Here is a 26242-nt window from a genome sequence, read left to right as displayed (position 1 = left end):
GACGGCGTGTGCTGCGTCGGTCACGTCGTCATCTTGCCGTACGGATCGCCTTCCCAGGGCAGGTGGCACTGAGTGCCGCTTGCTCTCCCCAAAGGTGGCACCCGGGGATATCGTGGCGTCATCCGTCGTACACGTCACGAGGAGCCGCCTGATGTCCGACCTCGACCCCGGCTTTGTACCTGGTCTCGAAGGAGTCGTCGCGTTCGAGACGGAGATCGCCGAACCGGACAAGGAGGGCGGCGCGCTGCGGTACCGGGGCGTCGACATCGAGGATCTGGTCGGCCACGTCTCGTTCGGCAACGTGTGGGGGCTGCTGGTCGACGGCGCCTTCAACCCCGGCCTGCCGCCCGCCGAGCCGTTCCCGATCCCGGTGCACTCCGGGGACATCCGCGTGGACGTCCAGTCGGCGCTCGCCATGCTCGCGCCGGTGTGGGGGCTCAAGCCGCTGCTCGACATCGATGCCGAGCAGGCGCGTGCCGACCTCGCCCGGGCCGCCGTGATGGCCCTCTCCTACGTCGCCCAGTCCGCGCGCGGGCAGGGCCTGCCGATGGTGCCGCAGCGGGAGATCGACAAGGCGCAGTCCGTCGTCGAGCGGTTCATGATCCGCTGGCGCGGGGAGCCGGACCCCAAGCACGTGGCCGCCGTGGACGCCTACTGGACGTCGGCCGCGGAGCACGGCATGAACGCGTCGACGTTCACCGCGCGCGTGATCGCCTCCACGGGGGCGGATGTCGCCGCCGCGCTCTCCGGTGCCGTGGGTGCCATGTCCGGGCCGTTGCACGGCGGTGCGCCGTCCCGGGTGCTCGGGATGATCGAGGAGATCGAGCGGACCGGGGACGCCGACGCGTACGTCAGGCAGGCGCTGGACCGCGGTGAGCGGCTGATGGGGTTCGGGCACCGGGTGTACCGGGCCGAGGACCCGCGCGCGCGGGTGCTGCGCAGGACCGCGCGGGAGCTGGGGGCGCCCCGGTTCGAGATCGCGGAGGCGCTGGAGAAGGCGGCGCTCGCCGAGCTGCACGCGCGGCGGCCGGACCGGGTGCTCGCCACCAACGTGGAGTTCTGGGCGGCGATCGTCCTCGACTTCGCGGAGGTGCCGGCGCACATGTTCACGTCGATGTTCACGTGCGCGCGTACGGCGGGGTGGTCGGCGCACATCCTTGAGCAGAAGCGGACGGGGCGGTTGGTGCGGCCGTCCGCGCGGTATGTGGGGCCCGGCTCGCGGAGTCCGCAGGACATCGAGGGGTACGGGAGCATCGCCCACTGAAGGGAGTGCTTGAGGAGCGTGGGCGACTGCGGGCCGTTTGTGGCTGGTCGCGCAGTTCCCCGCGCCCCTGAAAACTCAAAGCAGGGCCTCGTCCAGCAGTACGGCCCACTGCGCCACGACCTTTTCACGGCGAGCGTGGTCGTCCGTGAGGAGATTCGCCAGGCCCAGGCCCCTCGCCATGTCCAGGAGGCCCTGGACCGTTTCGCGGACGCCCGGCTCGGACTCGTCCGCGCCCAGGAGGTCGATCGCGATCCTGTGGGTCTCCCGGCCCACCCGCGCCTCCAGTTCCGTCACCTGGGGGCGCAGTTGCTCCTCGTTGGAGGCGGCGACCCACAGGTGGAGGGCGGCGCGGAACAGCGGGCCGGTGTAGAGGTCGACGAGGGCGGAGATCACCGCGCGCCGGTCGTCCGCCGCGCCCTGCGGGAACAGGGCGCGCAAGGCCGTGGAGCGCTCCTCGGCGACGTACTCGACGGCCGCGGTGAACAGGGCCTCGCGGGTCGGGAAGTGGTGCTGGGCGGCGCCCCGGGAGACGCCGGCGCGTTCGGCGACGACGGTGACCGTGGAGCCGGCCCAGCCGTGCTCGGCGAGGCAGGCCACGGCGGCTTCGAGGAGGCGCTGCCGGGTGGCCCGGCTGCGGTCCTGCTTCGGCACGCGGTCGGCCCGGTCGCCGATCGTGCTCACACCACCCATGAGGGATCCCGTCGTTCCAGGAAGGCTGTCATCCCCTCGCGCGCGTGCGGTGAGGCGAACAGCCGGGCCGAGAGCGCGGTCAGGTCGGCCGCGTCCCGGTCGAAGGTCTCCAGCACCCTAGCGGTGAGCAGCCGTTTCGTCTCGGCCAGGGCTTCGGGGGCGGCCCGGCGCAGACCGTCCAGGATCGGTTCGAGTACGGCGTCCACGTCGTCGCCCGCCGCCGTCACCAGGCCGATGCGGGCCGCCTCGGCCGCGTCGAAGCGTTCGCCGGTGAGGTAGTGGCGGGCGAGGGCGCGGGGGTCGGTGCGGGGCAGCAGGGTCAGGGAGATGACCGCCGGGGCGACCCCGATCCGGACCTCGGTGAAGGCGAACGTCGACTCCGTGGACGCGGCGGCGATGTCGCAGGCGGCGAGGAGGCCGAGGCCGCCCGCGCGGACGTGCCCGGTGACGCGGGCGACGACCGGCTTGGCGAGCTCCACGATCTGCCGCAGGAGCCCGACCAGGGCGTCCGGGTCCGGGGGGTCCTTGAGGTCGGCGCCCGCGGAGAAGGTGTTGCCGGTGTGGGTGAGGACGACCGCGCGGACGGCGTCGTCCTTGGCGCAGTCCGCCAGCGCCGCGGACAGCTCCCCCACCAGCGTGGCCGACAGGGCGTTGCGGTTGTGGGGGGAGTCCAGGGCGAGGGTCTCCACGCCCCGCGCGCGGGTACGGGCGATCGGTGTCACATGCGCTCCCTGAGCTGTCGTCGCAGGATCTTGCCGGAGGCGGCCCGGGGCACGGCCTCGGTGAAGGTGACCTGGCGGACGCGTTTGTAGGGGGCGACGCGTTCGGCGACGTACATCATGACCTCGCTCTCGGAGAGGTCGCTCGCGTGCTGCTGGCGGACGACGAAGGCGTGCGGGACCTCGTTGCCGTCGTCGTTGTAGACGCCGATGACGGCCGCGTCGGCGATGCCGGGGTGGGTGAGCAGGAGCGCCTCCAGTTCGGCGGGGGCCACCTGGAAGCCCTTGTACTTGATGAGCTCCTTGACCCGGTCCACGACGAACAGCCAGCCGTCGGCGTCGACATGGCCGACGTCCCCGGTGTGCAGCCAGCCGTCGGCGTCGATCATGGCGGCGGTGTCGTCGGGGCGGCCGAGGTAGCCCTTCATGATCTGCGGGCCGCGGATGAGGATCTCGCCGGGTTCGCCGATGTCGAGGTCCTTGTCGGGGTCGTCGAGGGAGACGATCCGCATCTCGGTGCCGGCGATGAGCTTGCCGACGGTCCCCGGGGGCGCCTCGGGCATGGCGGCCAGGGGGACGACATGGGTGCCGGGCGAGAGTTCCGTCATGCCGTACGCCTGGCCGACGGGCGGGAGGCCGAGGCGGGCCGAACAGGTGGCGGCGAGCCGGGCGTCCAGCGGGGCGGCGGCGCTGACGAGGTAGCGCAGGGACGACAGGTCGTACTGCTCGACCAGCGGGTGCTTGGCGAGGGCGAGGACGATCGGCGGGGCCACGTACAGGCCGGTGATGCGGTGGTTCTGGATGGCCGCGAGGAAGGTCTCCAGGTCGAAGCGGGGCAGCACGACGACGCTCGCGCCGACGCGCAGGGGCGCGTTCATGAGGGCGGTGAGGCCGTAGATGTGGAAGAAGGGCAGGACCGCGAGGATGCGGTCCTCGGGGCCCGCGGACATCAAAGGCTGGAGCTGGGCGAGGTTGGTGGCGATCTGCCGGTGGGTGAGCATCACGCCCTTGGGGGTGCCGGTGGTGCCCGAGGAGTACGGCAGGGCCGCAACGTCCGCCACCGGGTCGATGTCGACGTGCGGTTCGGGGGCCGTCGAGGCGAGCATGTCGATGAGGGAGCGGTGGCCGGGGGCGCTGTCGCAGACGAAGATCTCCCGTACGCCGCCCGCGAGTTCGGCGGCCCGGCGCGCGGTCTCCAGGAGCGGCGAGACGGTGACGATCCAGCGGGCCGCGGAGTCGGAGAGCTGCTTGGCGAACTCCTCGGCCGTGGAGAGCGGGTGCACGGTCGTGACGGAGGCGCCCGCGCGGGTGGCGGCGTAGAACGCGGTCGGGAAGGCGATCGTGTTGGGGCTGTGCAGAGCGAGCACGTCCCCCTTGGTGACGCCCGCCTCCGCGAGGCCCGCGGCGACCCGGCGGTGGAACCGGTCGAGCTGTGCGTACGTGAGGGTGGTGCCGTCGGTGCCGTCGATCAGGGCGGGCGCGTCACCGAACTCGGGGGCGCGCGCCAGCACGGCGTCGTGGATGGGCAGTTCTACGGGCTGGACGTCTGCGTACTCGCTGCGGAACACGGTTCCTCCAAGACGGCCTGATTCCGGGACGGCCTAGTACGACTTGGGCAGGCCCAGGGTCTGGTGGGAGACGTAGTTGAGAATCATCTCCCTGCTGACCGGGGCGATACGAGCCACGCGCGCGGCCGTTATCAGCGAGGCGATCCCGAACTCCTTGGTGAGGCCGTTGCCGCCGAGGGTGTGGACGGCCTGGTCCACGGCCTTCACACAGGCCTCCCCCGCGGCGTACTTGGCCATGTTGGCGGCCTCGCCCGCGGCCATGTCGTCGCCCTCGTCGTAGAGGTGGGCGGCCTTCTGCGTCATCAGGCGGGCCAGTTCGAGGTCGATGTGGGCCTGGGCGAGGGGGTGGGCGATGGCCTGGTGGGCGCCGATGGGGATGTTCCACACCGTGCGGTCCTTGGCGTAGGTGATCGCCCGGGAGAGCGCGTAGCGGCCCATGCCGATCGCGAAGGCGGCCGTCATGACGCGCTCGGGGTTGAGACCGGCGAAGAGCTGGAGCAGGCCGGCGTCCTCGTCCCCCACGAGCGCCTCGGCGGGCAGGCGCACGTCGTCGAGGGTGAGCTCGAACTGCTTCTCCGGGGCGTTCAGTTCCATCTCGATCATGCGCCTGCCGAAGCCCGGGGCGTCCCGGGGGACGATGAACAGGCAGGGCTTGAGGCGGCCGGTCCGGGCGTCCTCCGTGCGGCCGACGATGAGGGTGGCGTCGGCGATGTCGACGCCGGAGACGAACACCTTGCGGCCGGTCAGCAGCCAGTCGGCTCCGTCGCGGCGGGCCGTGGTGCTGATGCGGTGGCTGTTGGAACCGGCGTCGGGTTCGGTGATCCCGAACGCCATCGTGCGGGTGCCGTCGGCGAGCGCGGGGAGCCACTCCCGCTTCTGGGCCTCGGTGCCGAACCGGGCGATGACCGTGCCGCAGATGGCGGGGGACACGATCATCATCAGCAGGGGGGCGCCGGTCGCGCCGAGCTCCTCCAGGACGATGGAGAGTTCGGCGATGCCGCCACCTCCGCCTCCGTACTCCTCGGGGAGGTTGACGCCCAGGTAGCCGAGCTTGGCTGCCTCGGCCCAGAGTTGCTCTCGGTCGTAGTCGCGGCCGTGGCGCCTGCCGAGGGCGGATACTGCTTGTCGCAGGGACTTGTGCTCGTCGGTTTCGATCGTGGGCATGGGGCTCCTTCGTCGTGGCTGGTCGCGGCCGCGCGGCGGTAGCCGCACATTGATTCGGTCCCGCGCCCCTAGGTGGGTTCCACTACTGCCAATAGAGAGCCGACCGTCACCTGTTGGCCGGGTACTGCCTGAAGTGCCGTGAGCGTGCCGTTCACCGGCGCCGTGATCCTGTGTTCCATCTTCATGGCCTCCAGCCACAGCAGCGGCTGGCCCGCTTCCACGGCGGAGCCCTCGGCCAGGCCGTCCGCGACCCGGACGACCGTTCCCGGCATGGGGGCCAGCAGGGAGCCCGGGGCGAGCTGGGCGGTCGGGTCCGGGAAGCGGGGCAGCGCCGTCAGGGCCGTGCTCCCCACGTACACCTGGTCGCCGTACCGGGCCACCTCGAACGTCCGCCGCACGCCGTCCACTTCGAGTACGACCACGTCAGCGGCCGCGTGGAGCACCCGGACGCCGTCCGCCTCCAGGCCCTGTCTCGTGTGCCGGTAGCGGACCTCGTGCTCCTCCCCCGCCCTCGCGTACCGCTTCGTCTGCGGGGCCGAGTGCAGGTTGCGCCAGCCGCCGAAGCGGGAGCGTCCGACGGCGTCCGCGAGGGCCGCGGCCAGGGGGGCCAGCGGGTCCGGGACGGCCTCGGTGAGTTCGGACAGGTGCCGGTCGTAGAAGCCCGTGTCCATGCGGGCGGTCGTGAACTCCTCGTGGCGCAGGGAGTTGACCAGCAGGTCCCGGTTCGTGGTCGGGCCGTGGATCGTCGCCCGCTCCAGCGCGCCCGCCAGCGCGCGCACCGCCTCCGCACGGGTCGGGGCGTGCGCGACGACCTTGGCGAGCATCGGGTCGTAGTGGACGCCGATGTCGTCGCCGCTCTCGTAGCCGGTGTCGAGGCGGACGGACGGGGGGACCGAGAAGCGGTGCAGGGTGCCGGTCTGCGGGGTCCAGTCGCGTGCCGGGTCCTCGGCGTACAGGCGGGCCTCGACCGCGTGGCCTCGCGCGGGGGGCGGCTCGTCGGGCAGGGCGGCGCCCTCCGCGACCCGGAGCTGTTCCGCCACCAGGTCCAGGCCGAACACCGCCTCCGTCACCGGGTGTTCGACCTGGAGGCGGGTGTTCATCTCCAGGAAGTGGGCCGTGGTGCCGGAGACCAGGAACTCGACCGTGCCCGCGCCCACGTAGTCCACCGCGCGGGCCGCCCGTACCGCCAGCTCGTGCAGCTCCGCCGTGAGGCTCTGCGGGAGGCCGGGGGCCGGTGCCTCCTCGATCACCTTCTGGTGGCGGCGTTGCAGGGAGCAGTCGCGGGTGCCCAGGGCCCAGACCGTGCCGTGGGTGTCGGCGAGGATCTGGACCTCGACGTGCCGGCCGTCCTCGACGTACGGCTCGACGAAGACCTCGCCGTCGCCGAAGGCGCTCGCGGCCTCGGCGCGGGCGCTCTCCAGGGCGGCCGCCAGGTCCTCCGTGCGGCGCACGATCCGCATGCCGCGACCGCCGCCGCCCGCCGCCGCCTTCACCAGCACCGGCAGGTCGGCCGGCGTCACGTCCCGCAGGGGTGCCAGCCCCATCAGTTCCTTGGCGCGCGTCTTGGACGCCATCGCCTCGATCGCCGACGGGGGCGGTCCGATCCAGGTCAGGCCCGCGTCCAGGACGGCCCGCGCGAAGTCGGCGTTCTCGGAGAGGAAGCCGTAGCCGGGGTGCACGGCGTCGGCGCCGGCATCGAGCGCCGCCTTCACGATCAGGTCGGCCCGCAGGTAGGTGTCGGCGGGGGCCGCGCCCGGCAGTCGTACGGCCGTGTCCGCCTCGCGCGCGTGGAGGGCGTTCGCGTCCGCGTCCGCGTACACGGCGACCGTCCGGATGCCCAGCTCGTGGCAGGTGCGGAAGATCCGGCGGGCGATCTCGCCCCGGTTGGCGACGAGCACAGAAGTGATCACTGAAGGGTTCCTCACATCCGGAAGACGCCGAAGCCGCCGCGGGCGCCCTCGTAGGGGGCGGTGTGGATCGCGGACAGGCACATGCCGAGGACCGTCCGGGTGTCCCGGGGGTCGATGACGCCGTCGTCGTAGAGCCGCCCGGACAGGAACATGGGCAGCGACTCGGACTCGATCTGCTGTTCCACCATGGCGCGCAGGGCGGCGTCGCCCTCCTCGTCGTACGGGCGGCCCTTCGCCGCGGCCGACTGGCGGGCGACGATGGAGAGCACGCCGGCGAGCTGCTGGGGGCCCATGACGGCCGACTTGGCGCTCGGCCAGGCGAACAGGAAGCGGGGGTCGTAGGCGCGGCCGCACATGCCGTAGTGGCCCGCGCCGTACGAGGCGCCCATGAGGACGGACAGATGCGGGACCCGCGAGTTGCTGACGGCGTTGATCATCATGGCGCCGTGCTTGATGATGCCGCCCTGCTCGTACTCCTTGCCGACCATGTAACCGGTGGTGTTGTGCAGGAACAGCAAGGGGATGTCCCGCTGGTTCGCCAACTGGATGAACTGGGCCGCCTTCTGGGACTCCTCGGAGAACAGCACTCCCTGGGCGTTGGCCAGCACTCCGACCGGGTAACCGTGCAGCGCCGCCCACCCGGTGACCAGGCTGGTGCCGTACAGCGGCTTGAACTCGTCGAAGTCCGAGGCGTCGACGATCCGGGCGATCACCTCGCGCGGGTCGAAGGGTGTCCTGAGATCGCCGGGGACGATGCCCAGGAGCTCCTCCGGGTCGTACTCGGGCGGCTCGGCCGGGCCCGGATCGTCGTACGCCTTGCGGTGGTTGAGGCGGGCCACGACCCGTCGGGCCTGCCTGAGGGCGTCCCGCTCGTCCACGGCGAAGTAGTCCGCGAGGCCGGACACGCGCGCGTGCATCTCGGCCCCGCCGAGGGACTCGTCGTCGCTCTCCTCGCCGGTGGCCATCTTGACGAGGGGCGGGCCGCCCAGGAACACCTTGGCCCGCTCCTTGACCATGATCACGTGGTCGGACATGCCGGGGACGTAGGCGCCGCCGGCCGTGGAGTTGCCGAAGACGACGGCGACGGTCGGGATTCCGGCCGCCGACAGCCGGGTCAGGTCCCGGAAGACGGCCCCGCCCGGGATGAAGATCTCCTTCTGCGAGGGCAGGTCGGCGCCCCCGGACTCCACCAGGCTGATGCAGGGCAGCCGGTTGGCGAGGGCGATGTCGTTGGCCCGCAGGGCCTTCTTCAGCGACCAGGGGTTGCTCGCCCCGCCGCGCACGGTCGGGTCGTTGGCGGTGATCAGGCACTCCACGCCCGCCACCACCCCGATCCCGGTGACGAGGGAGGCGCCGACCGTGTAGTCGCTGCCCCAGGCGGCCAGCGGGGACAGCTCCAGGAAGGGCGTGTCGGGGTCGAGGAGCAGCTCGATGCGCTCCCGGGCGAGCAGCTTGCCCCGGTCGCGGTGCCGTTGGACGTACTTCTCGCCCCCGCCCGCCAGCGCCTTCGCGTGCTCGGCGTCCAGCTCGGCGAGCTTGCCGAGCATGGTGTCGCGGTGGGCCCGGTGGTCGGGGCCGGTGGTGTCGAGGGTGGACTGAAGGACGGTCACAGCAGGGCCTCCGGGATGTCCAGGTGGCGGGAGCGCAGCCATTCGCCGAGGGCCTTGGCCTGCGGGTCGAAGCGGTGCTGGGCGGCGACGCCCTCGCCGAGGATCCCCGCCACGACGAAGTTCAGGGCGCGAAGGTGCGGGAGGGCGTGCCGGGTGACGGGCAGGTCGGCTGTCTCCGGCAGGAGTTCACGCAGCCGGTCCACGGTGAGCGTGTGCGCGAGCCACCGCCAGCCCTCGTCCGTGCGCGCCCACACGCCGACGTTGGCGTTGCCGCCCTTGTCCCCGCTGCGGGCCCCGGCGACGAGCCCGAGAGGGGCCCGCCGGGTCGGGCCGGACGGCGGCGGCCCGGGCAGCGGCGGCTCCGGCGGGTCCTCGAGTACGGCGGTCTCCTGGGCCGGCACCACGGCGATCCGTCGCCCGTCGGGGAGGACGGCCACGTGGTCGACGTCGCCCTGAGGGACGTACGCGGCCTCGAAGACGCCGTAGGGCGAGCCCTTTCCCGGTGGTGCCACCACATGGAACCCGGGGTAGCTGGCGAGAGCCAGTTCCACGGCGGCCCCGCTGAGCGACCGTCCGACGGCCTCCTGGTCCGCGTCCCGGACGACCAGCCGCAGCAGGGCGCTGGCGGTCTCCTCGGTGCCCGCGTCCGGGCGGTCCGTGCGGACCAGGTCCCAGCGGACGTCGGTGACCTTGGCGAGGGCCGGCTCCAACTGCTGCCGCACCAGAGCCGCCTTGGCCTCGATGTCCAGGCCGGTCAGGACGAAGACGACCTCGTTGCGGAAGCCGCCGAGCCGGTTGAGGCCGACCTTGAGGGTGGGCGGCGGGGCCTCGCCGCGGACGCCGGAGATCCGGACGCGGTCGGGGCCGTCCTGGGCGAGGCGGACCGTGTCCAGGCGGGCGGTGACGTCCGGTCCCGCGTACCGGGCGCCCTGCGTCTCGTACAGCAGTTGGGCCGTCACCGTGCCGACGTCCACGAAGCCACCGGTGCCGGGGTGCTTGGTGATGACGGCGGTGCCGTCCTCGTGGAGCTCGGCGAGCGGGAAGCCGGGCCTGCGCAGATCGTGGCCGCCCTCGGCGAAGAACGCGTAGTTCCCGCCGGTCGCCTGGGTCCCGCACTCCAGGACGTGCCCGGCGACGACCGCTCCCGCCAGGCGGTCGTGGTCGCCCGGGCCCCAGCCGAAGTGGGCGGCGGCCGGGCCGGTGACCAGGGCCGCGTCCGTCACCCGGCCGGTCACGACCACGTCCGCGCCCGCGCGCAGACAGGCCGCGATGCCGAAGCCGCCGAGGTAGGCGTGGGCGGCGAGACTGCCCGGGTGGCGGGCGGTGAGGTCGTCGCCCTCGACATGCGCGACCCGTACGTCCAGGCCCAGCCGGTCCGCCAACTCGCCGATCCGCGCGGCGAGTCCGGCCGGATTGAGGCCGCCCGCGTTGGCGACGATCCGGACCCCGCGCTCCCGCGCCAGGCCGAGGCACTCCTCCAACTGCCGCAGGAACGTGCGGGCGTAGCCCGCCGCCGGGTCCTTCAGCCGGTCCCGGCCCAGGATGAGCATGGTCAGCTCGGCGAGATAGTCACCGGTGAGCACGTCGAGCTCGCCATCGGTGAGCATCTCGCGCAGGGCGTCGAAGCGGTCGCCGTAGAAGCCGGAGGCGTTGCCGATGCGCAGAGGAGTCACCGGCCCGCCCCCCTGGGCGCGCGCCCCTTGCCGGGTGGGCCCGCGAAGGCCTGGGCGATGTCGAGCCATGCGTCGGCGTCCTCGCCCTCGGCATGCAGGGCCAGGTCGGCCCGGTGGGCCCGCTGGGTGACCAGGAGGCAGAAGTCGAGGGCGGGGCCGCTGACGCGGTCGGTGGCGTTCTCGGGGCCGTAGGTCCACAACTCGCCCGACGGTGAGGTGAGTTCGATGCGGAACTCCTCGAAGGGCGGGGTCAGTCCGTGCACGCCGAAGGCGAAGTCGCGGGTGCGGACGCCGAGCCGGACGATGTGCCGGATCCGGTCGGTCGCCTCGCGGGTCACCCCCAGCGCGTCCGCCACGTCCAGGCCGTGCGCCCAGGTCTCCATGAGGCGGGCGGTGGCCATGGAGGCGGTCGACATGGGCGGGCCGTACCAGGGGAAACGGGCGCCCTCGGGGGCGTTCCGCAGGGCCTCGGCCAGGTCCTCGCGGCCCGCCCGCCAGTAGGCGAGCAGTCGCGCCGGCGGCCTTCGGGCGCCCTCCGCCGCGCCGGCGTCCACGAAGTCCCCGGGTGCCGCGAGCGCCTTCTCGACCTCGCGGGAGAAGGCCGCCCGGTCGGTGACGGCGAGCAGGGAGGAGTGGTCGGTCCAGGCGAGGTGGGCGATCTGGTGGGCCACGGTCCACCCGGGGGCGGGGGTCGCGAGGGCCCACTGCTCGGCGCTCAACTCGGCTACGAGCCGGTCGAGTTCCTCGCTCTCCGCGCACAGGTCGTCGATGACGGGTGTGGGGTCTGCCATGGGGGGAGAATGTCAGCGACTCCAGAAACAAGCAAGCATGCTTGCATTAATTTCGCGCGCTCATATTCGGGAGGCGCCCGGCACCTCCCCCGCAGTACGGTCCCCCGATGAGCGATGACGACGGTCACTTCGGGGAGTCCGTCGCGGCGACGTACGACGAGTCGGCGGCGGCGATGTTCACGGCGGAGGCGGTGGAGCCGGTCGTGGACGTACTGGCGGAGCTCGCCGGCGAGGGGCGGGCCCTGGAACTGGGCGTCGGGACCGGGCGGATCGCGTTGCCGCTGGCGGCGCGCGGGGTGGCGGTGCACGGGATCGAGCTGTCCGGGGCGATGGCGGAGCGGCTGCGGGCCAAGCCGGGCGGTGCGGCGGTCGGGGTGACGATCGGGGACTTCTCGACGACCCGGGTGCCGGGCGGCTTCTCGGTCGCCTATCTGGTCTTCAACACGATCATGAACCTGACGACCCAGGACGCCCAGGTGGACTGCTTCCGCAATGCCGCCGGCCATCTGGAGCCGGGCGGCACGTTCGTCGTCGAGGTCATGGTCCCCCAGTTGCGGAAGCTCCCGCCCGGGCAGAACGCCGTGCCCTTCCACATCGGCGACGGCCGCCTCGGCTTCGACACCTACGACACCGCCACGCAGGCGATGGCCTCCCACCATGTGCGGGTCGGGGAGGACGGCCGGGGCTCCTTCCGGTCCATCCCCTTCCGGTACGTGTGGCCGGCGGAGCTGGACCTGATGGCCCGGCTGGCCGGGCTGCGACTACGGCACCGATGGGCGGACTGGACCCGAGCCCCCTTCACCACCGACAGCGACTCCCACGTCTCGGTATGGGAGAAGCCGTCGAACTGACCACGGCCCACGGCCCGAGTCGACGCCGTACGGCATCTGGGGCCACCGCCGGCCGGGCCGTGCTTGTGGACAGCGACCGGCGCTCCCCGGCAACACGCCGACGCTCGGGCAGCGCGGCGGCTCAGGGCGTGATCGCCTTGGCTCGACCCGTACGCCTGGGCAACGGCCGACGCCCCTGACAGCGCGCCAACGCCCCCGAAAACGCCACGGCTCAGGGCGATCCCCTTGGCCCGGCCCCCACCCCCACGCCTCGGCAGCGGCCGACGCCCCCTGACAACACGCCGACGCCCCGACAACACCCCGAATCAAGGCGTTCCCCTTCGCCCCGCCCATGCGCCTCGCCAGCGGCCAGCCCCGCCCGACAACGCGCCGGGCGCCTCGGATGCGACCGGCGCCCCCCGACAACGCGCCCCGGCTCAGGGTGTGATCGGCTTGGCCCGGGTCGTCTGGGTGCGTACCGCTCCCATGCTCGCCGCGATCACCAGGGCGACGGCGAGGGCCTGGAGGGCGGACAGGGACTGGCCGAGGATCAGGAAGCCGGCCAGGGCGGCCAGGCCGGGCTCCAGGCTCATGAGGACCGCGAAAGTGGAGGCGGGCAGGCGGCGCAGGGCGAGGAGTTCGAGGGTGTAGGGCAGCACGGAGGACATCACGGCCACCGCCGCGCCGAGGGCCACGGTCACCGGGTCGAGGAGCCTGCTGCCGGACTCCACGGCCCCGAACGGCAGGAACGCCAGCGCACCGACCGCCATCGCCAGGGCGAGCCCGTCGGCCTGCGGGAAACGGCGTCCGGTACGCGCGCTGAAGACGATGTACGCCGCCCACATCACCCCCGCGTCCATCGCGAAGGCCACGCCCAGCGGGTCGAGGTCGCCGAAGTCCCCGCCGCCGAGGAGGAAGACGCCGGCGAGGGCGAGCGCGGCCCACAGGAGGTTGACCGCGCGCCGGGAGGCGAGCACCGAGAGGGTGAGCGGCCCGAGGACCTCCAGGGTGACCGCGGCGCCGAGCGGGATGCGGTCGACGGCCTGGTAGAAGAGGCCGTTCATCGCGGCCATGACGAGACCGAACACGACGACCGTGCCCCAGTCGGTGCGGGAGTGGCCGCGCAGCCGCGGACGGCACACCACGAGCAGCACGACCGCGGCGGCCAGCAGCCGCAGCGTCACCACCCCGAGCGCACCGGCCCTCGGCATCAGGGTCACGGCCAGCGCCGCGCCGAACTGCACGGAGACACCGCCCGCGAGGACCAGTCCGACGGGGCCGAGGGAGCCGAGGCGACGGGGGCCGCCGGCGGGCGTCGTGGCGACCGGGAGCGAGGAGGACAGGTCGGTGCTGGGGGCGGTCACGGTGCTTCCAGGAGGTCGGTTCCGGGGTATTGTTCATCACGCTGCACTACTCGGTCCAGGTTAATGGACTCAGTCAGGTGCGTAAACCCGGTATACGACTGTCTCAGCGCCGCACCATGAACACGTCGACCGGGTCCTCGCTCTCGACGACGAAGCCGTGCCGCTCGTAGAGCCGCCTGGCCGCGCTGCCCTGGAGGACGTTCAGGCGGACGGTCCCGCCGCCGGCGTCGGCGCGGGCGAGCAGGGCGCGCAGGACGGCCGAGCCCAGGCCGCGGCCCTGGAGCGCCGGGTCGACGAAGAAGTGCTCCAGCCACAGCCCGTCCTCGGCCGGGCGCAGCGCGACACACCCCGCGAGGCGGCCGTCGGACTCGATGACCGAGAGGTGTTCCGCGACGAAGGCGTCCCGGAACCGCTGCCGCACCCGCTGCTCGTCGAACCGGCCCAAGCGCTCCAGGTCGGGGCGCATCACCACGGCCCGCAGCTCGGCTATCGGCTCGACGTCGGATGGGGTCGCGGGACGCAGGGTCCAGGTGCTCGTGTCCATGGCCGGAGTCTGTCAGGACGCGCCGCCCCCGCCGTCCGGCCGACATCCCCGCGTCTCACCGGACGGACGACGTTTCGACCGGGTTTCCCCAGCGGCTACGCTCCCCTCGTGGCTGAGATCCAGATTCCCGCTGACATCAAGCCCGCCGACGGTCGATTCGGCGCGGGCCCCTCCAAGGTGCGGACGGAAGCGCTGGACGCGCTGGCCGCGACCGGTACCTCCCTCCTCGGCACCTCCCACCGCCAGGCTCCGGTGAAGAACCTGGTCGGCAAGGTCCGTGAGGGGATCTCCGAGCTGTTCTCGCTGCCCGAGGGCTACGAGGTCGTCCTCGGCAACGGCGGCTCCACCGCGTTCTGGGACGTGGCGACGCACGGCCTGATCGAGAACAAGTCGCAGCACCTGACCTTCGGCGAGTTCTCGTCGAAGTTCGCGAAGGCGTCCAAGCTGGCCCCCTGGCTGGCCGAGCCCACCGTCGTCTCCTCCGACCCCGGCACCCACCCGGACCCGCGGGCCGAGGAGGGCGTCGACGTGTACGCGTTCACGCACAACGAGACCTCCACCGGTGTCGCCGCCCCGATCAGGCGGGTCGCGGGCGCGGACTCCGGCGCGCTGGTCCTGGTGGACGCCACCTCGGGCGCCGGCGGCCTCCCGGTCGACATCGCCGAGACGGACGTCTACTACTTCGCCCCGCAGAAGTCCTTCGCCTCCGACGGCGGCCTGTGGATCGGCGTGTTCTCCCCGGCCGCGATCGAGCGGGCCGAGCGGATCCACGCGTCCGGCCGCCACATCCCGGAGTTCTTCTCGCTCCCCACGGCGATCGACAACTCCCGCAAGAACCAGACGTACAACACCCCGGCCCTCGCCACTCTCTTCCTACTGAACCAGCAGCTCGAGTGGATCAACGGCCAGGGCGGCCTCGCCTGGTCGACGGCCCGTACGAAGGACTCCTCGACCCGCCTCTACACCTGGGCGGAGGAGTCCAAGCACGCCACGCCGTTCGTCACCGACGCGGCCAAGCGCTCCCAGGTCATCGGCACGATCGACTTCTCGGACGAGATCGACGCCGCCGCGGTCGCCAAGGTGCTGCGCGCCAACGGCGTCGTCGACACCGAGCCCTACCGCAAGCTCGGCCGCAACCAGTTGCGGGTCGCGATGTTCCCGGCGATCGACCCCGCGGACGTCGAGGCGCTCACCCGGTGCGTCGACTACGTGATCGAGAAGCTCTGATCACTCCGGTACGACAGTGAGGGGCGCCCGGCGGACACCGGGCGCCCCTCTTCGTCCGTCAGCTCACGGTCAGCCGCGGAAGCCGAGCAGACCGTGCAGCGTGCCGCCGCCGGGCACCGCCGCGGCCGGCGTGGACGCGCCGGTCAGGGCCGACGCCGTCGCCGGCTGGGCCTCCAGCGGCTTGGGGTCGGGCAGCTTCTGGCAGACCGCGTCGGCGGTGCCGTGGCCGCGCGGGACGGTGCCGTCGGTCAGGTACCTCGCCAGGTACTTGTCGAGGCAGGCGTTGCCGCTCAGCGAGATGCCGTGGTTGCCGCCGCCCTGCTCGACGACCAGGCTGGAGTGCTTGAGCAGGCGGTGCACGGTGACACCGCCCTCGTACGGGGTGGCCGCGTCGTTCGTCGCCTGGAACAGCAGCACCGGCGGGAGCTTGGCGTTGGCGACGTTCACCGGCTTCAGCGACTTGGTGGGCCAGAACGCGCACGGCGCGTTGTACCAGGCGTTGTTCCAGGCGTTGAAGGGCGCCTTCTTGTAGACCGCCCAGTTGTCCTTCCGCCACTGCTTCCAGTCGCGCGGCCAGGCGACGTCACGGCACTGCACGGCCGCGTAGACGCTGTAGCCGTTGTCGCCGGAGGGGTCGATCGCGGCGAAGTTCTGGTACGCCTCGACCAGCGGCTCGGCGTTCTTGTCGTTGACGTACGCGGCGAAGGCGTCGGCCAGGTAGGGCCAGTAGCCGTTGTAGTAGCCGCCGGGCAGGAAGGTGTCCTCCAGCTCGGCCGCGCCCACCTTGCCGCCGGCCGGCCTCTTCGCCAACTCGGCCTGCATGGCGTACCACTTGGCCTCGATCCGGGCCGGGTTCGTGCCGAGCCTGTACGTCGAGTCGTACTTCGCGATCCACGCCATGAGCGCCTTGTGGCGGGCGTCGAAGGCGTAGTCCTGCCCGATGTTGTCGTCGTACCAGACGCCGTCGGGGTTCACGATGGAGTCGAGGACCAGTCGGCGCACCCGGCTCGGGAAGAGCTTGGCGTAGACCTGGCCCAGGTAGGTGCCGTACGAGTACCCGAAGTAGTTGATCTTCCTGGCGCCGAGGGACGCGCGGATGGCGTCCATGTCCTTCACGGCGCTGATCGTGTCGATGTACGGCAGCACGTCGGCGTACTTGCGGCCGCAGGCGGCGGCGAAGGACCTGGCGCGCTCCAGGTTGGCCTTCTCGATCGCGGGCGTGCTCGGCACGCTCGGGGGGCGGACCGGGTTGAAGTAGCCCGGCACGCAGTCGAGGGCGGGCTTGCTCTGGCCCACGCCCCGCGGGTCGAAGCCGATGACGTCGTACTGGGCCGCGACCGCCTTGGGCAGGTTCGAGGCGACGAACCCGGCGAGGGTGAGACCGCTGCCGCCGGGGCCGCCGGGGTTGACCAGCAGCGGACCCTGGTACTTCGTCGCGGTGTGCGGGACCCGGGACAGGGCCAGGGTTATCTGGCGGCCCTTCGGCCTGGCGTAGTCGAGCGGCACCTTCACCGACCCGCACTCCAGGGTCGGGTAGTCGTCGGTGGCGCACTTCTTCCAACTGACCTTCGCCGCCGCCTGGGCGGGAGCCGCGGTGACGGACGTACCGGCCTCGGCGGGGACGGCCGTGACGGCTCCCGCCAGGACGATGGCCGCACCGCACAGCACAACTGCGCTTCTTCTCATGACGCCGCATCCTGTCGAAGAAGTCTTCGGATGAGAAACGCCTGAGCGAAAGATTTGAAACTCCTTTGATCCGGAGACACTTGGCCCGTACCAAGTGCCTCCGGCACCACAGGGCGCACGGTCCTACGCAGCCGTGCAGCTCACACTCGGCACACCCCCGCCCCCGGGCGCGCCCCCGAACCCGAAGGTCGCCGAACCGCCCACTGTGACCGCCCCGTTGTGCGCGGCGTTGCCGGCGGTCACGGTCGAGCCGGTCTGGGTGTACGACGCGTTCCACATCGAGGTGACCTTCTGGGCGCCCGGCCAGGTCCAGGTCACCTTCCAGGAGGACAGGGCCGTCGTCCCCGTGTTGGTCACCTTGACCTCGGCGTTGAAGCCGCCGCCCCAGTCGCTGCTGACCGCGTAGGCGGCGGTGCAGGCCGCCGTGCCGCCGCCCGGGCCTCCGGGGTCGCTCCCGCCGCCCGAGCTCGGGAAGCCCGGCGCCTTGACGCTCGCGAGGTACCCGTCCTTCACGGTGTCCACGCTCTGCCAGTCGTCCTTCAGGATGCCGCCCGTGTCACCGGAGTTGGGGTTCCAGGACCAGAAGGTCCAATGGAAGGAGTCGGCGCCGTACGTCGAGGTCGGCCGCAGGTAACTCACCAGCGCGGAGAGCCACTTCTGGTCCACGGTCGACTGGAGGGTGGTGCCGAACTCGCCCACCCACACCGGTGCGATGTTCTGCTTGAAGATGTAACCCCAGTACTTGTCCCAGATCCCCGGCATGTTGGCGGGGAACACCGGGTCGCTGAACCAGCTCTGCTGGGCCACGCTGGTCGCGTAGTCGTGGGCGGAGTACACGACCCGGTTGGCGACGTCGAGTTGCACGGGGTACTGGGCGACGCCCATCAGGTTGCCGCCCCACCAGCCCGAGACGCCGTTGAAGGTCTGCACGCCCTCCACGAAGATCAGCAGCTCGGGGTTGACGGACAGCACCGCGTTCCCGGCCCGCTGGGCGGCCAGCCGCCAGTCGGTGGCGGTGTCCCCGCAGCCCCAACAGGCCGGGTCGTGGGGTTCGTTGTGCAGATCGATGCCGACGACGGTGTCCTGGCCCTTGTACCGGGTCGCGAGCGCCTTGAGGTTGGCGATCCACGTCGACTCCGGGACCGCGGCCGTGTACCAGAGTGCCGACTGGCCCGCGGAGTCCGGGCGGTGCCGGTCGAGGATGACCTTGAGGCCGTCCTGACCGGCGTACGACACGATCCTGTCCAGGACGCCGAGCGAGTTCAGGCCCTGGAGGTCGGCGTTCTTGCCGGCGGAGAAGTCGATGCTGTTGGGGACGGCCCCCGACTTGAGGATGTCGTCGCTGAACGGGATGCGGATCGTGTTGTAGCCCAGCGTCCTCATCTGGTCGATCATGGACTTGTAGTCGCGGGACCAGAGGCCGTGGACGACCTGGTTGCTGGTCTCGAAGCCGAACCAGTTGATGCCGGCGATCCGGACCGGCTGCCCGGAGGCGTCCAGGATCTGGCGGCCGCTGGTGTGCCAGTAACCGGCGCCGGCCGCCTCGGCGGCGTCGGCCGTCTGGAGACCTGCGGTCCCCAGTAGCACCAGGAGAGCCGCCGCCATCACGCACAGCGCTCTTCGCAAGCTGCGGAACATGTTCGCTGCTTCCTCTCGGGAGGCGCGGGCCCGGAACACGATGGGAGCGCTCCCACCGCCCTGCACCCCCCATGGAAGTCAGGTCACATGGACACGTCAAGACACCGGACGTCACCTTGTGCCGGTGGCGCCTCCCCCCGCAGGTGACGTCACCGGCCGAGCTTGCGGAACCTGCGTACCGCCAGCGGCAGGAAGACCGCCGTGAGCACCACGGGCCACACCCAGGCCATCAGCAGCGCGTGCTGCTCGACCCAGGAGTCCCCGCCGCCCACCGGCGTCCCGAACAGGTCACGGGTGGCCGCGGCCGTCGAGGAGATCGGGTTCCACGCGGCCACCGCGCCCAGCCAGTCGGGCATGAGCTGCGGCGCCACGAAGATGCTGGAGATCATCGTGAGCGGGAAGGCGACCGCGAACAGGCCGCCCGCCGCCTCCGGGTTGGGGACCATCAGGCCGAGCCACACCCCGATCCAGATCAGCGCGAACCGCAGCCACAGCAGCAGTCCGAAGGCGGCGAGGAAGCCGAGGCCGCCGTCCGGCCGCCAGCCCATGGCCACCGCGGTGAGCATCATGATCGCCAACTCGGCGCAGGCGACGAGGAGATCGGTCACCCCGCGTCCGGCGACCACCGCGGAGGAGGCCATCGGCATCGAGCGGAACCGGTCGATCACGCCCTTCGTGGCGTCGTGCACCACCAGCGTCGCGGTGTTGATGAAGCCGAAGGCCATCGTCATCACGAACATGCCCGGCATCAGGAAGTCCTTGTAGTCCCCGCCGCCGGGCACCTGCATGGCGCTGCCGAAGACATAGCCGTAGAGCAGGACGGACAGGATCGGGAAGCCCAACTGCCAGGCGATGTTGACGGGTTGGCGCTGGTAGTGGGTGAGTCCTCGGCGGACGACGTTCCAGACGTCGGCCAGGACCCAGTAGGTGCGGCCGCGGGTGGCCTCCAGTGTGCTCATGCCGCCGCCTCCTCGGTCTCCGTGCGGTGTCCGGTCAGGCGCAGGAACACGTCGTCGAGGCTCGGCCTGCGCAGTCCGATGTCCTCGACCCGCACGCCCTCGTCCTGGAGGGTGCGGGCCACCTCGGTGAGCGCCGAGACGCGGTCGACGACCGGGGCGTGCACGCGCAACTCCCCCTCGTGCGACTCCGGTTCGCCGTCGCTGACGCGGGCGACGACCTTCACCACGCGCGGGATGTCCGCCCGCTCGAAGACCACGACCTCGATCCGGTCGCCGCCGACGCGGTCCTTGAGGCCGTCCGGGGTGTCGTCGGCGATGGCCCGGCCCTGGTCGATGACGGTGATGCGGGAGGCGAGCCTGTCGGCCTCCTCCAGGTACTGGGTGGTCAGCAGGACCGTGGTGCCGCCCGCCACCAGCGCCCGGACCGAGTCCCAGACCTCGCCGCGGCTGCGGGGGTCGAGTCCCGTGGTCGGCTCGTCGAGGAAGAGCACGGCGGGCGCGAGGATCATGGAGGCGGCCAGGTCGAGACGGCGCCGCATGCCGCCGCTGTACTTGCCCACGCCCTTGTCGGCGGCGTCGGTCAGGTCGAACCGGTCCAGGAGCTCGGCGGCCCGCTGCTTGGCGCGGCTGCCGCCGAGGTGGAACAGCCGGCCGAACATCTCCAGGTTCTGCCGGCCGGTGAGGACCTCGTCCACGGCCGCGTACTGCCCGGTGAGACCGATCCTCGACCGCACCTCGCGCCCCTGCCGGGCCACGTCCAGTCCGGCGACGGTGGCCCGGCCGCCGTCCAGCCGGATCAGCGTGGACAGGATGCGGACCGCGGTGGTCTTGCCCGCGCCGTTCGGACCGAGCAGGCCGTGCACGGTGCCCTCGCGGACGGCGAGGTCGAAGCCGTCCAGGGCGCGCTTGTCGCCGTACCGCTTCTCCAGCCCCTCGGCGTGGACGGCGTATCCGTCGTCGGTGGTCATGGGTCCCCCTTCGCTCCTCAATTGAGTACACCGTACCCGATTGCGCGTACGCTGTACTCGGTTTTTCGCCGGAACTAAGCTGCACCCATGACGAGCAGCGGTGAGACCAGTGGCGGCGGGGACATCGTCCGCACGCTCGAACTGCTGTGGGACGGGGCTCCGCGGCCCAGCCGGGGGCCCAGGCCGGGGCTGACGCTCGACCGGATCGTGGAAGCGGCCGTCCGGATCGCGGACGAGGAGGGGTTGGACGCGGTCTCGATGCGCCGGATCGCCGCCGAGCTCGGCACCGGCGCGATGTCGCTGTACCGGTACGTCCCCGGCAAGGCCGAGCTGCTCGACCTGATGCTCGACCGCGTCCAGCGCCCCTCGGAGAACCCGGCCGACCTCGGCGACGGCACCTGGCGCTCGGCCCTCGAGGCCATGGCCCGCGCCACGCTCGCCCTCTACACCCGCCATCCCTGGCTGCTCGGCGTCAACCAGGCCCGGCCGCTGCTCGGCCCGAGCGCGCTGGACGGCATGGAGAAGGTGCTGGGCCGGATCCGGCCGATGGGACTGAGCGACCCGGAGCTGGTGTCGGCGGTCATCATGGTCGACGGGTACGTCGTCGGGGCCGCGCGCACGCAGGTCTACCAGCGGGAGGCGGAGCGCACGTCGGGCATGACGACCGCGGACTTCTTCGCGGCCCAGGCGCCGTTCCTGGAGAAGGTCATGGCCACCGGCCGGTACCCGGTCCTCGGGTCCCTCGCCGAGGACACCTGGAGCCCGGGGTTCGACCACTTCGAGTTCGGGCTCCAGCGGATCCTGGACGGTCTCGAGGTGTTCGTGGCCGGCCGGCGGGAGGGCTCAGGAGCGGCGGAATAGCCGTCGGAGTCCGAAGAACGCGACGACGGCCCCGAGGGCGAGGGCGCCGATCTTGACGGTGCCGACGGAGTTCCCGCTGCCGTCGGCTCCGGAGGCCGAGGGGCTCCCGCCGTCCGAGGACGCCCCGGACCCGCCGCCGCCGGGCGCGTCCTGCGCCTCCACCTCGCTGTCGGCGCCCTCCATCCCGAGCAGGAGCTTGGTCCCGTCCGGCGAGTAGGAGGCGGACTCCCCCTGCCCGAGGGGCACGGTGATCCGGCCGCCGCGCTTGAGGTCGCCGTCGTTCCAGTCGTACCAGATGCCGCCGAAGTAGCCGCGTACGACGAGTCGGCGGCCGTCCGGCGAGAAGGCGGCGTCGGTGGCCCACAGGTCGACGGCCTTCACGGGCTTGAAGACGTTCCTCCCGGACGGGGAGAGGGTGGCGGGTCCCTCGTAGAGATGTCCGCCGTCCTCCTGCTTGTCGATGATGTAGACGCGCCCGGTCCTCGGGTGGACGACCATCGACTCGGCGTCGCGCGAGCCGTCGGTGTACTTCACGACGTACTGGGTGGCCTTGACGGACTGGTCCTTCAGGTCCTTGGGCTCGGGCAGCTTGTAGATCCACACGTAGGGCCAGGTGACCCCGTCGTTGTCACCGATGTCACCGACCCAGATCTGGTTGTCGGGCCCGATGGACACGGCCTCGACGTCCCGCGGGGTGCCGACGCCGGTCATGGTGATCCTGGCGACGGTCTTCCCGGTGGCGCTGTCGACGGCGTACAGGTACGCGCCGGTGTCCTGGTCGTTGTGGGTCCAGTAGATCCCCGGGTGCTGCCGCGAGGCGGCGAGCCCGCTGGACTCGGTGATCCGGGGGTCGCTGATGGTGAAGCCCCGGTCCCCCTTCCCGTCCCCGTCGGCGGCGGAGGCGGGCACGGCCAAGGGCAGGCTGAGACCACCCAGGAAGAGGACCCCGACGAACAGGGCAAAGGATCGACGCATACCCCAAGCCTGCCATCCCCTCCGGGGGTTGAGCGGGGGTGGTCGGGGGCGGGGTCGAGCGATCGGGGAAAGGGGGGTGGGGGCGAGGACCCGGTGAGGGGCCCGGGGTGGGGACGGCTCGGGGCGGGCGACGGGACGGCGGGGTTTCGTCGGCTGCGGGTTGGGGGGGGACGGGGTCGCCTGGGACCGGACGAGCCCCGGACGGCGTAGAAGCAGGTGCGGTGGGGCCGTCTGGTGTGGTGGCCGCTGGGGTGGCGTGGGCGGACTCACATGCCGGAGCGGGGGTGGATGATCCATCATGAGCGGATGCTCAGATTCATGCCGGTCGGTGACTCGATGACGATCGGAAGCGCGGGGGAGCACACCTGGCGGTACCGGATGTGGCAGCACCTGCGGGACAGCCACGGCGGCCCCTTCGCTCTCGTGGGACCGCGCGAGACGCTGTACGACAAGGCGGCCGACGCCCCCACGTCGTACGAGTACGCCGATCCCGACTTCCCCCGGGCCCACCTGGCCGGCTGGGGCGAGGGCTGGCTGCACATGGCCCCGCTGATCGGGGAGGCGGTACGGGCGCACCGCGCGGACGTGCTCCTGGTCTCCCTCGGCCTGATCGACCTCGGCTTCTACACGAACGCGGAACAGACCGCCGACAACGTCCGCGCCTTCGTCGCCGGGGCCCGCCGGGCCAACCCCCGGATCCGGATGGCCGTCCTCCCGGTGATCCCCAACGTCCGGGCGGAGACCGACCCGCCCTTCGCCAGGGAGGTCACCCGCTTCAACGAGCTCCTGGCCAAGGTGATCGCCGACCTGGACGAGCCCCGCTCCCCCCTGCTGCCGGCGTCGCCCCCGTCGACGTACGACATCGACCACGACACCTACGACGGCACCCACCCGAACGCGAGCGGCGAGCACAAGATCGCGGCGGCCTTCGCGGAGGCGATGTACCAGGCGTGGGACCTCGGCGAGCCCTACAGCGCCGACTGAGGCGGCCGGGGTCCCCCGCACCTCAGTCGAGTCGGTGCACCCGCTGCGTGGTCAGCTCGTAGCGGGCGCCCACGACGGCCAGTTCGCCGGAGTCCATCTTGGCGGCGAGGTCGGGTTCGGCCGCGAGCCGTGCCCGGACGAGCCGTATGTTCGCGTCGACCGTCGCGTCGATCCGCGCGTCCCCCGTCTTCGTACGGTCGATCGCCGGGCTGATCTGGTCAGCCAAGTACTGGATGTGGGCGGGCAGTTGGGCGCCCGACCCGTCCGCCTGCACCGCCGCCTTCACGGCCCCGCACGACTGGTGGCCGAGCACCATGAGCAGCGGGATCCCCAGTTCGAGCACCCCGTACGCGAGGCTGCCCAGCACCGCCTCGTCGAGGACCTGGCCCGCGGTGCGTACGGTCATCAGGTCGCCGAGCCCCTGGTCGAAGACCAGCTCCGGCGCCACCCGGGAGTCGATGCAGCCGAGCACGAGGGCGAAGGGGTGCTGGGAGGTGGTCAGCGCCTGCCGGACGGCGGGCGTCTCGTCGGGGTGCCGCTCGCGGTAGGTGCGCCAGCGCCGGTTGCCCTCGGCCAGCTCGCGCAGGGCCTCCTCTGCGGTGCTGGGCCGCTTGCGCGGGGCGGTCGCGGAGGGCGCGGCAACGGCGGCCGGGACGCCGGCGGCGAGACCGGTACCGAGGGCCGCGGTACCGGTGAGCGCGGCGCGCAGGAGAGCGCGCCGCGCGGTTCCGTGGGGTCGTTGGTCGGAGTTCACGGAGGGGAACGTACGTCCGACCCGTTCCCTTCCCGTTCGGATTGCCTTTTCATGACCGGGCGTTGGTGTTTCATGGGCGAACACTGAACCGTTCTTGGCCGGCGCCGGGGCCACCAACCTGCGGACAGTGCAAGGGAGTTGACCCGTGCGGTCCACATGGTCACTTCGGTTCGCCGTTGAACCTCGCGGTCGCCCAGCGGTAGCCGAGCACCGCGAGCCCGAGGCACCAGGCCACGGCGATCCAGCCGTTGTTGCCGATCCCGGTGCCGAGGAGCAGTCCGCGCAGGGTCTCGATGGCCGGGGTGAACGGCTGGTACTCGGCGATCGGCTGGAACCAGCCCGGCATCGCGTCGACCGGGACGAACGCGCTGGAGATCAGCGGCAGGAAGATCAGCGGCATGGCGTTGTTGCTGGCCGCCTCGGCGTTGGGGCTGATCAGGCCCATGCCGACGGCGATCCAGGTCAGCGCGGTGGCGAACAGCACGAGCAGTCCGAAGGCGGCGAGCCACTCCAGGGCGGTGGCGTCGGTGGAGCGGAAGCCGATGGCCACCCCGACCGCTCCGACCAGCACCACGCTGACCACCGACTGGAGCACACTGCCGACGACGTGCCCGACCAGCACCGAACCGCGGTGGATCGCCATCGTCCGGAAGCGGGCGATGATGCCCTCGCTCATGTCGTTGGAGACGGAGACCGCGGTGCCGATCGTGGTGGAGCCGATCGTCATCAGCAGCAGCCCGGGGACGAGGTAGGCGATGTAGTCGGAGCGGTCGCCGCCGCCGATGCCCGCGCTCATGGTGTCGCCGAAGACGTAGACGAACAGGAGCAGCAGCATGATCGGCGTGAGCAGCAGGTTCAGGGTGAGCGAGGGATAGCGCCGGGCGTGCAGGAGGTTGCGGCGCAGCATCGTGGAGGAGTCGCGGACCACGAGGGCGAGGTTGCTCATCGGACGGTCTCCTTGGTCTGGGCGGGGCCGGTCAGGGCGAAGAACACGTCGTCCAGGTCGGGGGTGTGCACGGTCAGTTCGTCGGCCTCGACGCCGGCCGCGTCGAGCCGGTCGAGGAGGGTGCGCAGCTCGGACTGGCTGCCGCCGCTCGGGAGGCGCAGGGTGAGGGACTCGTCGTCCCCGGTGACCTCGCGCAGTTCGCGGGCGGCACCGCGGTAGGCGTCCGGGTCGGTGAAGCGGAGCCGGACGTGTCCGCCGGGGACCAGGCGCTTGAGCTGTTCGGCGCTGCCCTCGGCGACGATCCTGCCGCCGTTGAGGACGGCGATCCGGTCGGCGAGTTCGTCGGCCTCCTCCAGGTACTGGGTGGTGAGGAAGACGGTGACACCGTCGGCGACCAGGTCCCTGATGATCTGCCACATGGTGTGCCGGGAGCGGGGGTCGAGGCCGGTGGTCGGTTCGTCGAGGAAGATGATCCGCGGGTCGCCGACGAGGGTCATGGCGATGTCGAGGCGGCGCTTCATGCCGCCGGAGTAGGTGGAGGCGGGCTTCTTCGCCGCGTCGGTGAGGTCGAAGCGCTCCAGCAGTTCGGCGGCGACCCGTCGCCCCTCGCTCTTGGCGAGGTGGTGCAGGTCCGCCATGAGCAGCATGTTCTCCTCCCCGGTGATCAGCCCGTCCACCGCGGAGAACTGCCCGGTGACACCGATGCAGGCGCGCACCCCCTGCGGGTCGGCGGCCAGGTCGTGCCCGCCGACCCGGATGTCACCGGTGCCCGGGCCTGCGGGCACGAGGGTGGAGAGGATCTTGACGGCGGTGGTCTTGCCGGCTCCGTTCGGTCCGAGGAGGGAGAAGATCGTGCCGGCCGGCACCCGGATGTCGATGCCGTCGAGGACGGTCTTGTCCCCGTAGGACTTGCGCAGTCCGCTCGCCGATATGGCCAGTTCGGTCATGGTGGGTGCTCCTTCGAAGGCTGGCGGAGGCCGCGGGTCAGAGGCTGCGGGCGGTGATGTCGCCCTGGGTGGTGGTGGCGCGGACGGTGAGGGCGGGGTGGGGGCCGTCGGTGTTCTTGAGGGTGTTGTGGACGCGGCCGTGGGTGGTGCCGGCGTCGAGGGCGGCGGAG

23 protein-coding genes and 1 pseudogene are annotated in these 26242 nt (G+C 71.8%); 5 read left to right on the top strand and 19 right to left on the bottom strand.

What is annotated here, in order from left to right:
* Positions 1-151: 151 nt before the first annotated feature.
* Positions 152-1264 carry a citrate synthase 2 gene (locus ACZ66S_RS30445; RefSeq protein ID WP_469904761.1) on the top strand — a complete coding sequence of 371 codons (1113 nt, stop codon included), beginning with the start codon at positions 152-154 and terminating at the stop codon, positions 1262-1264.
* Between the two features lie 75 nt (positions 1265-1339).
* Here the strand turns inward: ACZ66S_RS30445 and ACZ66S_RS30440 are convergent, their stop codons facing one another.
* From ACZ66S_RS30440 to ACZ66S_RS30405, 8 genes are all read right to left on the bottom strand, one after another.
* On the bottom strand, positions 1340-1954 hold the full coding sequence (locus ACZ66S_RS30440) for a TetR/AcrR family transcriptional regulator (protein ID WP_469904760.1): 615 nt from the start codon (positions 1952-1954) through the stop codon (positions 1340-1342).
* Positions 1942-2676, bottom strand: coding sequence for an enoyl-CoA hydratase family protein (locus ACZ66S_RS30435; protein ID WP_469904759.1), 735 nt, complete (start codon positions 2674-2676; stop codon positions 1942-1944). Before ACZ66S_RS30435 ends, ACZ66S_RS30440 begins: the two co-directional genes overlap by 13 nt.
* Entirely contained in the window at positions 2673-4241 is a 1569-nt protein-coding gene (locus ACZ66S_RS30430) for a 4-coumarate--CoA ligase family protein (RefSeq protein ID WP_469904758.1), read from the bottom strand. The genes ACZ66S_RS30435 and ACZ66S_RS30430 overlap by 4 nt, the downstream gene beginning before the upstream one ends.
* Positions 4242-4274: 33 nt before the next feature.
* Positions 4275-5405, bottom strand: coding sequence for an acyl-CoA dehydrogenase family protein (locus ACZ66S_RS30425; protein WP_469904757.1), 1131 nt, complete (start codon positions 5403-5405; stop codon positions 4275-4277).
* A gap of 68 nt (positions 5406-5473) precedes the next feature.
* Complete coding sequence (locus tag ACZ66S_RS30420) at positions 5474-7315, bottom strand: acetyl/propionyl/methylcrotonyl-CoA carboxylase subunit alpha (protein ID WP_469904756.1); 1842 nt, start codon at positions 7313-7315, stop codon at positions 5474-5476.
* 11 nt (positions 7316-7326) lie between these two features.
* The gene (locus ACZ66S_RS30415; protein ID WP_469904755.1) at positions 7327-8925 is read right to left on the bottom strand and encodes an acyl-CoA carboxylase subunit beta; all 1599 of its coding nucleotides are present in this window, start codon (positions 8923-8925) and stop codon (positions 7327-7329) included.
* The gene (locus ACZ66S_RS30410; RefSeq protein ID WP_469904754.1) at positions 8922-10598 is read right to left on the bottom strand and encodes an acyclic terpene utilization AtuA family protein; all 1677 of its coding nucleotides are present in this window, start codon (positions 10596-10598) and stop codon (positions 8922-8924) included. The genes ACZ66S_RS30415 and ACZ66S_RS30410 overlap by 4 nt, the downstream gene beginning before the upstream one ends.
* On the bottom strand, positions 10595-11389 hold the full coding sequence (locus ACZ66S_RS30405; RefSeq protein WP_469904753.1) for a TIGR03084 family metal-binding protein: 795 nt from the start codon (positions 11387-11389) through the stop codon (positions 10595-10597). Before ACZ66S_RS30405 ends, ACZ66S_RS30410 begins: the two co-directional genes overlap by 4 nt.
* A 107-nt stretch (positions 11390-11496) precedes the next feature.
* Here ACZ66S_RS30405 and ACZ66S_RS30400 point away from each other — a divergent pair, with 107 nt between their 5' ends.
* Positions 11497-12240 carry a class I SAM-dependent DNA methyltransferase gene (locus ACZ66S_RS30400; protein ID WP_469904752.1) on the top strand — a complete coding sequence of 248 codons (744 nt, stop codon included), beginning with the start codon at positions 11497-11499 and terminating at the stop codon, positions 12238-12240.
* Between the two features lie 416 nt (positions 12241-12656).
* On the opposite strand, the gene ACZ66S_RS30395 is transcribed toward ACZ66S_RS30400, so the two are convergent.
* Both ACZ66S_RS30395 and ACZ66S_RS30390 read right to left on the bottom strand, forming a co-directional pair.
* Complete coding sequence (locus tag ACZ66S_RS30395; protein ID WP_469904751.1) at positions 12657-13583, bottom strand: EamA family transporter; 927 nt, start codon at positions 13581-13583, stop codon at positions 12657-12659.
* A gap of 103 nt (positions 13584-13686) precedes the next feature.
* A complete protein-coding gene (locus ACZ66S_RS30390) occupies positions 13687-14127 on the bottom strand; it encodes a GNAT family N-acetyltransferase (protein ID WP_469904750.1) in 441 nt (146 codons plus the stop codon).
* A 108-nt stretch (positions 14128-14235) separates the two neighbouring features.
* Here ACZ66S_RS30390 and serC point away from each other — a divergent pair, with 108 nt between their 5' ends.
* Positions 14236-15354 carry a phosphoserine transaminase gene (serC, locus tag ACZ66S_RS30385; protein WP_469904749.1) on the top strand — a complete coding sequence of 373 codons (1119 nt, stop codon included), beginning with the start codon at positions 14236-14238 and terminating at the stop codon, positions 15352-15354.
* A gap of 69 nt (positions 15355-15423) precedes the next feature.
* Here serC and ACZ66S_RS30380 read toward each other — a convergent pair whose 3' ends face one another.
* From ACZ66S_RS30380 to ACZ66S_RS30365, 4 genes are all read right to left on the bottom strand, one after another.
* Entirely contained in the window at positions 15424-17040 is a 1617-nt protein-coding gene (locus tag ACZ66S_RS30380; protein ID WP_469904748.1) for an alpha/beta hydrolase, read from the bottom strand.
* Between the two features lie 123 nt (positions 17041-17163).
* On the bottom strand, positions 17164-18678 hold the full coding sequence (locus ACZ66S_RS30375) for a cellulase family glycosylhydrolase (protein ID WP_469904747.1): 1515 nt from the start codon (positions 18676-18678) through the stop codon (positions 17164-17166).
* 149 nt (positions 18679-18827) lie between these two features.
* On the bottom strand, positions 18828-19637 hold the full coding sequence (locus ACZ66S_RS30370; RefSeq protein WP_469904746.1) for an ABC transporter permease: 810 nt from the start codon (positions 19635-19637) through the stop codon (positions 18828-18830).
* Positions 19634-20605, bottom strand: coding sequence for an ATP-binding cassette domain-containing protein (locus tag ACZ66S_RS30365; RefSeq protein WP_469904745.1), 972 nt, complete (start codon positions 20603-20605; stop codon positions 19634-19636). The genes ACZ66S_RS30370 and ACZ66S_RS30365 overlap by 4 nt, the downstream gene beginning before the upstream one ends.
* Before the next feature lie 87 nt (positions 20606-20692).
* Here ACZ66S_RS30365 and ACZ66S_RS30360 point away from each other — a divergent pair, with 87 nt between their 5' ends.
* Positions 20693-21466: a TetR/AcrR family transcriptional regulator gene (locus tag ACZ66S_RS30360; RefSeq protein WP_469904744.1), complete on the top strand. Its 774-nt coding sequence runs from the start codon at positions 20693-20695 to the stop codon at positions 21464-21466.
* Here the strand turns inward: ACZ66S_RS30360 and ACZ66S_RS30355 are convergent.
* Positions 21449-22441, bottom strand: a complete 993-nt coding sequence (locus ACZ66S_RS30355; RefSeq protein ID WP_469904743.1) for a WD40 repeat domain-containing protein — start codon at positions 22439-22441, stop codon at positions 21449-21451. The two genes, ACZ66S_RS30360 and ACZ66S_RS30355, sit on opposite strands and share 18 nt — an antisense overlap.
* 306 nt (positions 22442-22747) lie before the next feature.
* Between ACZ66S_RS30355 and ACZ66S_RS30350 the strand changes: the two genes are divergently transcribed.
* Positions 22748-23425, top strand: a complete 678-nt coding sequence (locus tag ACZ66S_RS30350) for an SGNH/GDSL hydrolase family protein (RefSeq protein WP_469904742.1) — start codon at positions 22748-22750, stop codon at positions 23423-23425.
* Positions 23426-23447: 22 nt separating this feature from the next.
* Here ACZ66S_RS30350 and ACZ66S_RS30345 read toward each other — a convergent pair whose 3' ends face one another.
* From ACZ66S_RS30345 to ACZ66S_RS30330, 4 genes and pseudogenes are all read right to left on the bottom strand, one after another.
* Positions 23448-24179 (bottom strand): carbonic anhydrase, encoded by a 732-nt coding sequence (locus ACZ66S_RS30345; RefSeq protein WP_469904741.1) that lies wholly within the window; start codon positions 24177-24179, stop codon positions 23448-23450.
* Positions 24180-24339: 160 nt separating this feature from the next.
* Positions 24340-25125, bottom strand: coding sequence for an ABC transporter permease (locus ACZ66S_RS30340; protein WP_469904740.1), 786 nt, complete (start codon positions 25123-25125; stop codon positions 24340-24342).
* Positions 25122-26072, bottom strand: a complete 951-nt coding sequence (locus ACZ66S_RS30335) for an ATP-binding cassette domain-containing protein (RefSeq protein ID WP_469904739.1) — start codon at positions 26070-26072, stop codon at positions 25122-25124. Before ACZ66S_RS30335 ends, ACZ66S_RS30340 begins: the two co-directional genes overlap by 4 nt.
* Before the next feature lie 37 nt (positions 26073-26109).
* Positions 26110-26242, bottom strand: a pseudogene (locus ACZ66S_RS30330) (DUF4097 family beta strand repeat-containing protein); the annotation flags it as partial.

The sequence above is a fragment of the Streptomyces sp. NPDC107471 genome (genome assembly GCF_055582845.1).
Note: the sequence above shows the minus strand (reverse complement) of the source record. Positions and strands in the feature narration are given on the sequence as shown.

What these genes read in the sequence shown, in the direction of transcription:
- ACZ66S_RS30365 (WP_469904745.1), bottom strand. Translation starts at nt 20,605, where the DNA reads ATGACCACCGACGACGGATACGCCGTCCACGCCGAGGGGCTGGAGAAG.
- ACZ66S_RS30440 (WP_469904760.1), bottom strand. Translation starts at nt 1,954, where the DNA reads ATGGGTGGTGTGAGCACGATCGGCGACCGGGCCGACCGCGTGCCGAAG.
- ACZ66S_RS30335 (WP_469904739.1), bottom strand. Translation starts at nt 26,072, where the DNA reads ATGACCGAACTGGCCATATCGGCGAGCGGACTGCGCAAGTCCTACGGG.
- ACZ66S_RS30350 (WP_469904742.1), top strand. Translation starts at nt 22,748, where the DNA reads ATGCTCAGATTCATGCCGGTCGGTGACTCGATGACGATCGGAAGCGCG.
- ACZ66S_RS30400 (WP_469904752.1), top strand. Translation starts at nt 11,497, where the DNA reads ATGAGCGATGACGACGGTCACTTCGGGGAGTCCGTCGCGGCGACGTAC.
- ACZ66S_RS30390 (WP_469904750.1), bottom strand. Translation starts at nt 14,127, where the DNA reads ATGGACACGAGCACCTGGACCCTGCGTCCCGCGACCCCATCCGACGTC.
- ACZ66S_RS30370 (WP_469904746.1), bottom strand. Translation starts at nt 19,637, where the DNA reads ATGAGCACACTGGAGGCCACCCGCGGCCGCACCTACTGGGTCCTGGCC.
- ACZ66S_RS30340 (WP_469904740.1), bottom strand. Translation starts at nt 25,125, where the DNA reads ATGAGCAACCTCGCCCTCGTGGTCCGCGACTCCTCCACGATGCTGCGC.
- ACZ66S_RS30445 (WP_469904761.1), top strand. Translation starts at nt 152, where the DNA reads ATGTCCGACCTCGACCCCGGCTTTGTACCTGGTCTCGAAGGAGTCGTC.
- ACZ66S_RS30405 (WP_469904753.1), bottom strand. Translation starts at nt 11,389, where the DNA reads ATGGCAGACCCCACACCCGTCATCGACGACCTGTGCGCGGAGAGCGAG.
- ACZ66S_RS30360 (WP_469904744.1), top strand. Translation starts at nt 20,693, where the DNA reads ATGACGAGCAGCGGTGAGACCAGTGGCGGCGGGGACATCGTCCGCACG.
- ACZ66S_RS30425 (WP_469904757.1), bottom strand. Translation starts at nt 5,405, where the DNA reads ATGCCCACGATCGAAACCGACGAGCACAAGTCCCTGCGACAAGCAGTA.
- ACZ66S_RS30380 (WP_469904748.1), bottom strand. Translation starts at nt 17,040, where the DNA reads ATGAGAAGAAGCGCAGTTGTGCTGTGCGGTGCGGCCATCGTCCTGGCG.
- ACZ66S_RS30355 (WP_469904743.1), bottom strand. Translation starts at nt 22,441, where the DNA reads ATGCGTCGATCCTTTGCCCTGTTCGTCGGGGTCCTCTTCCTGGGTGGT.
- ACZ66S_RS30375 (WP_469904747.1), bottom strand. Translation starts at nt 18,678, where the DNA reads ATGTTCCGCAGCTTGCGAAGAGCGCTGTGCGTGATGGCGGCGGCTCTC.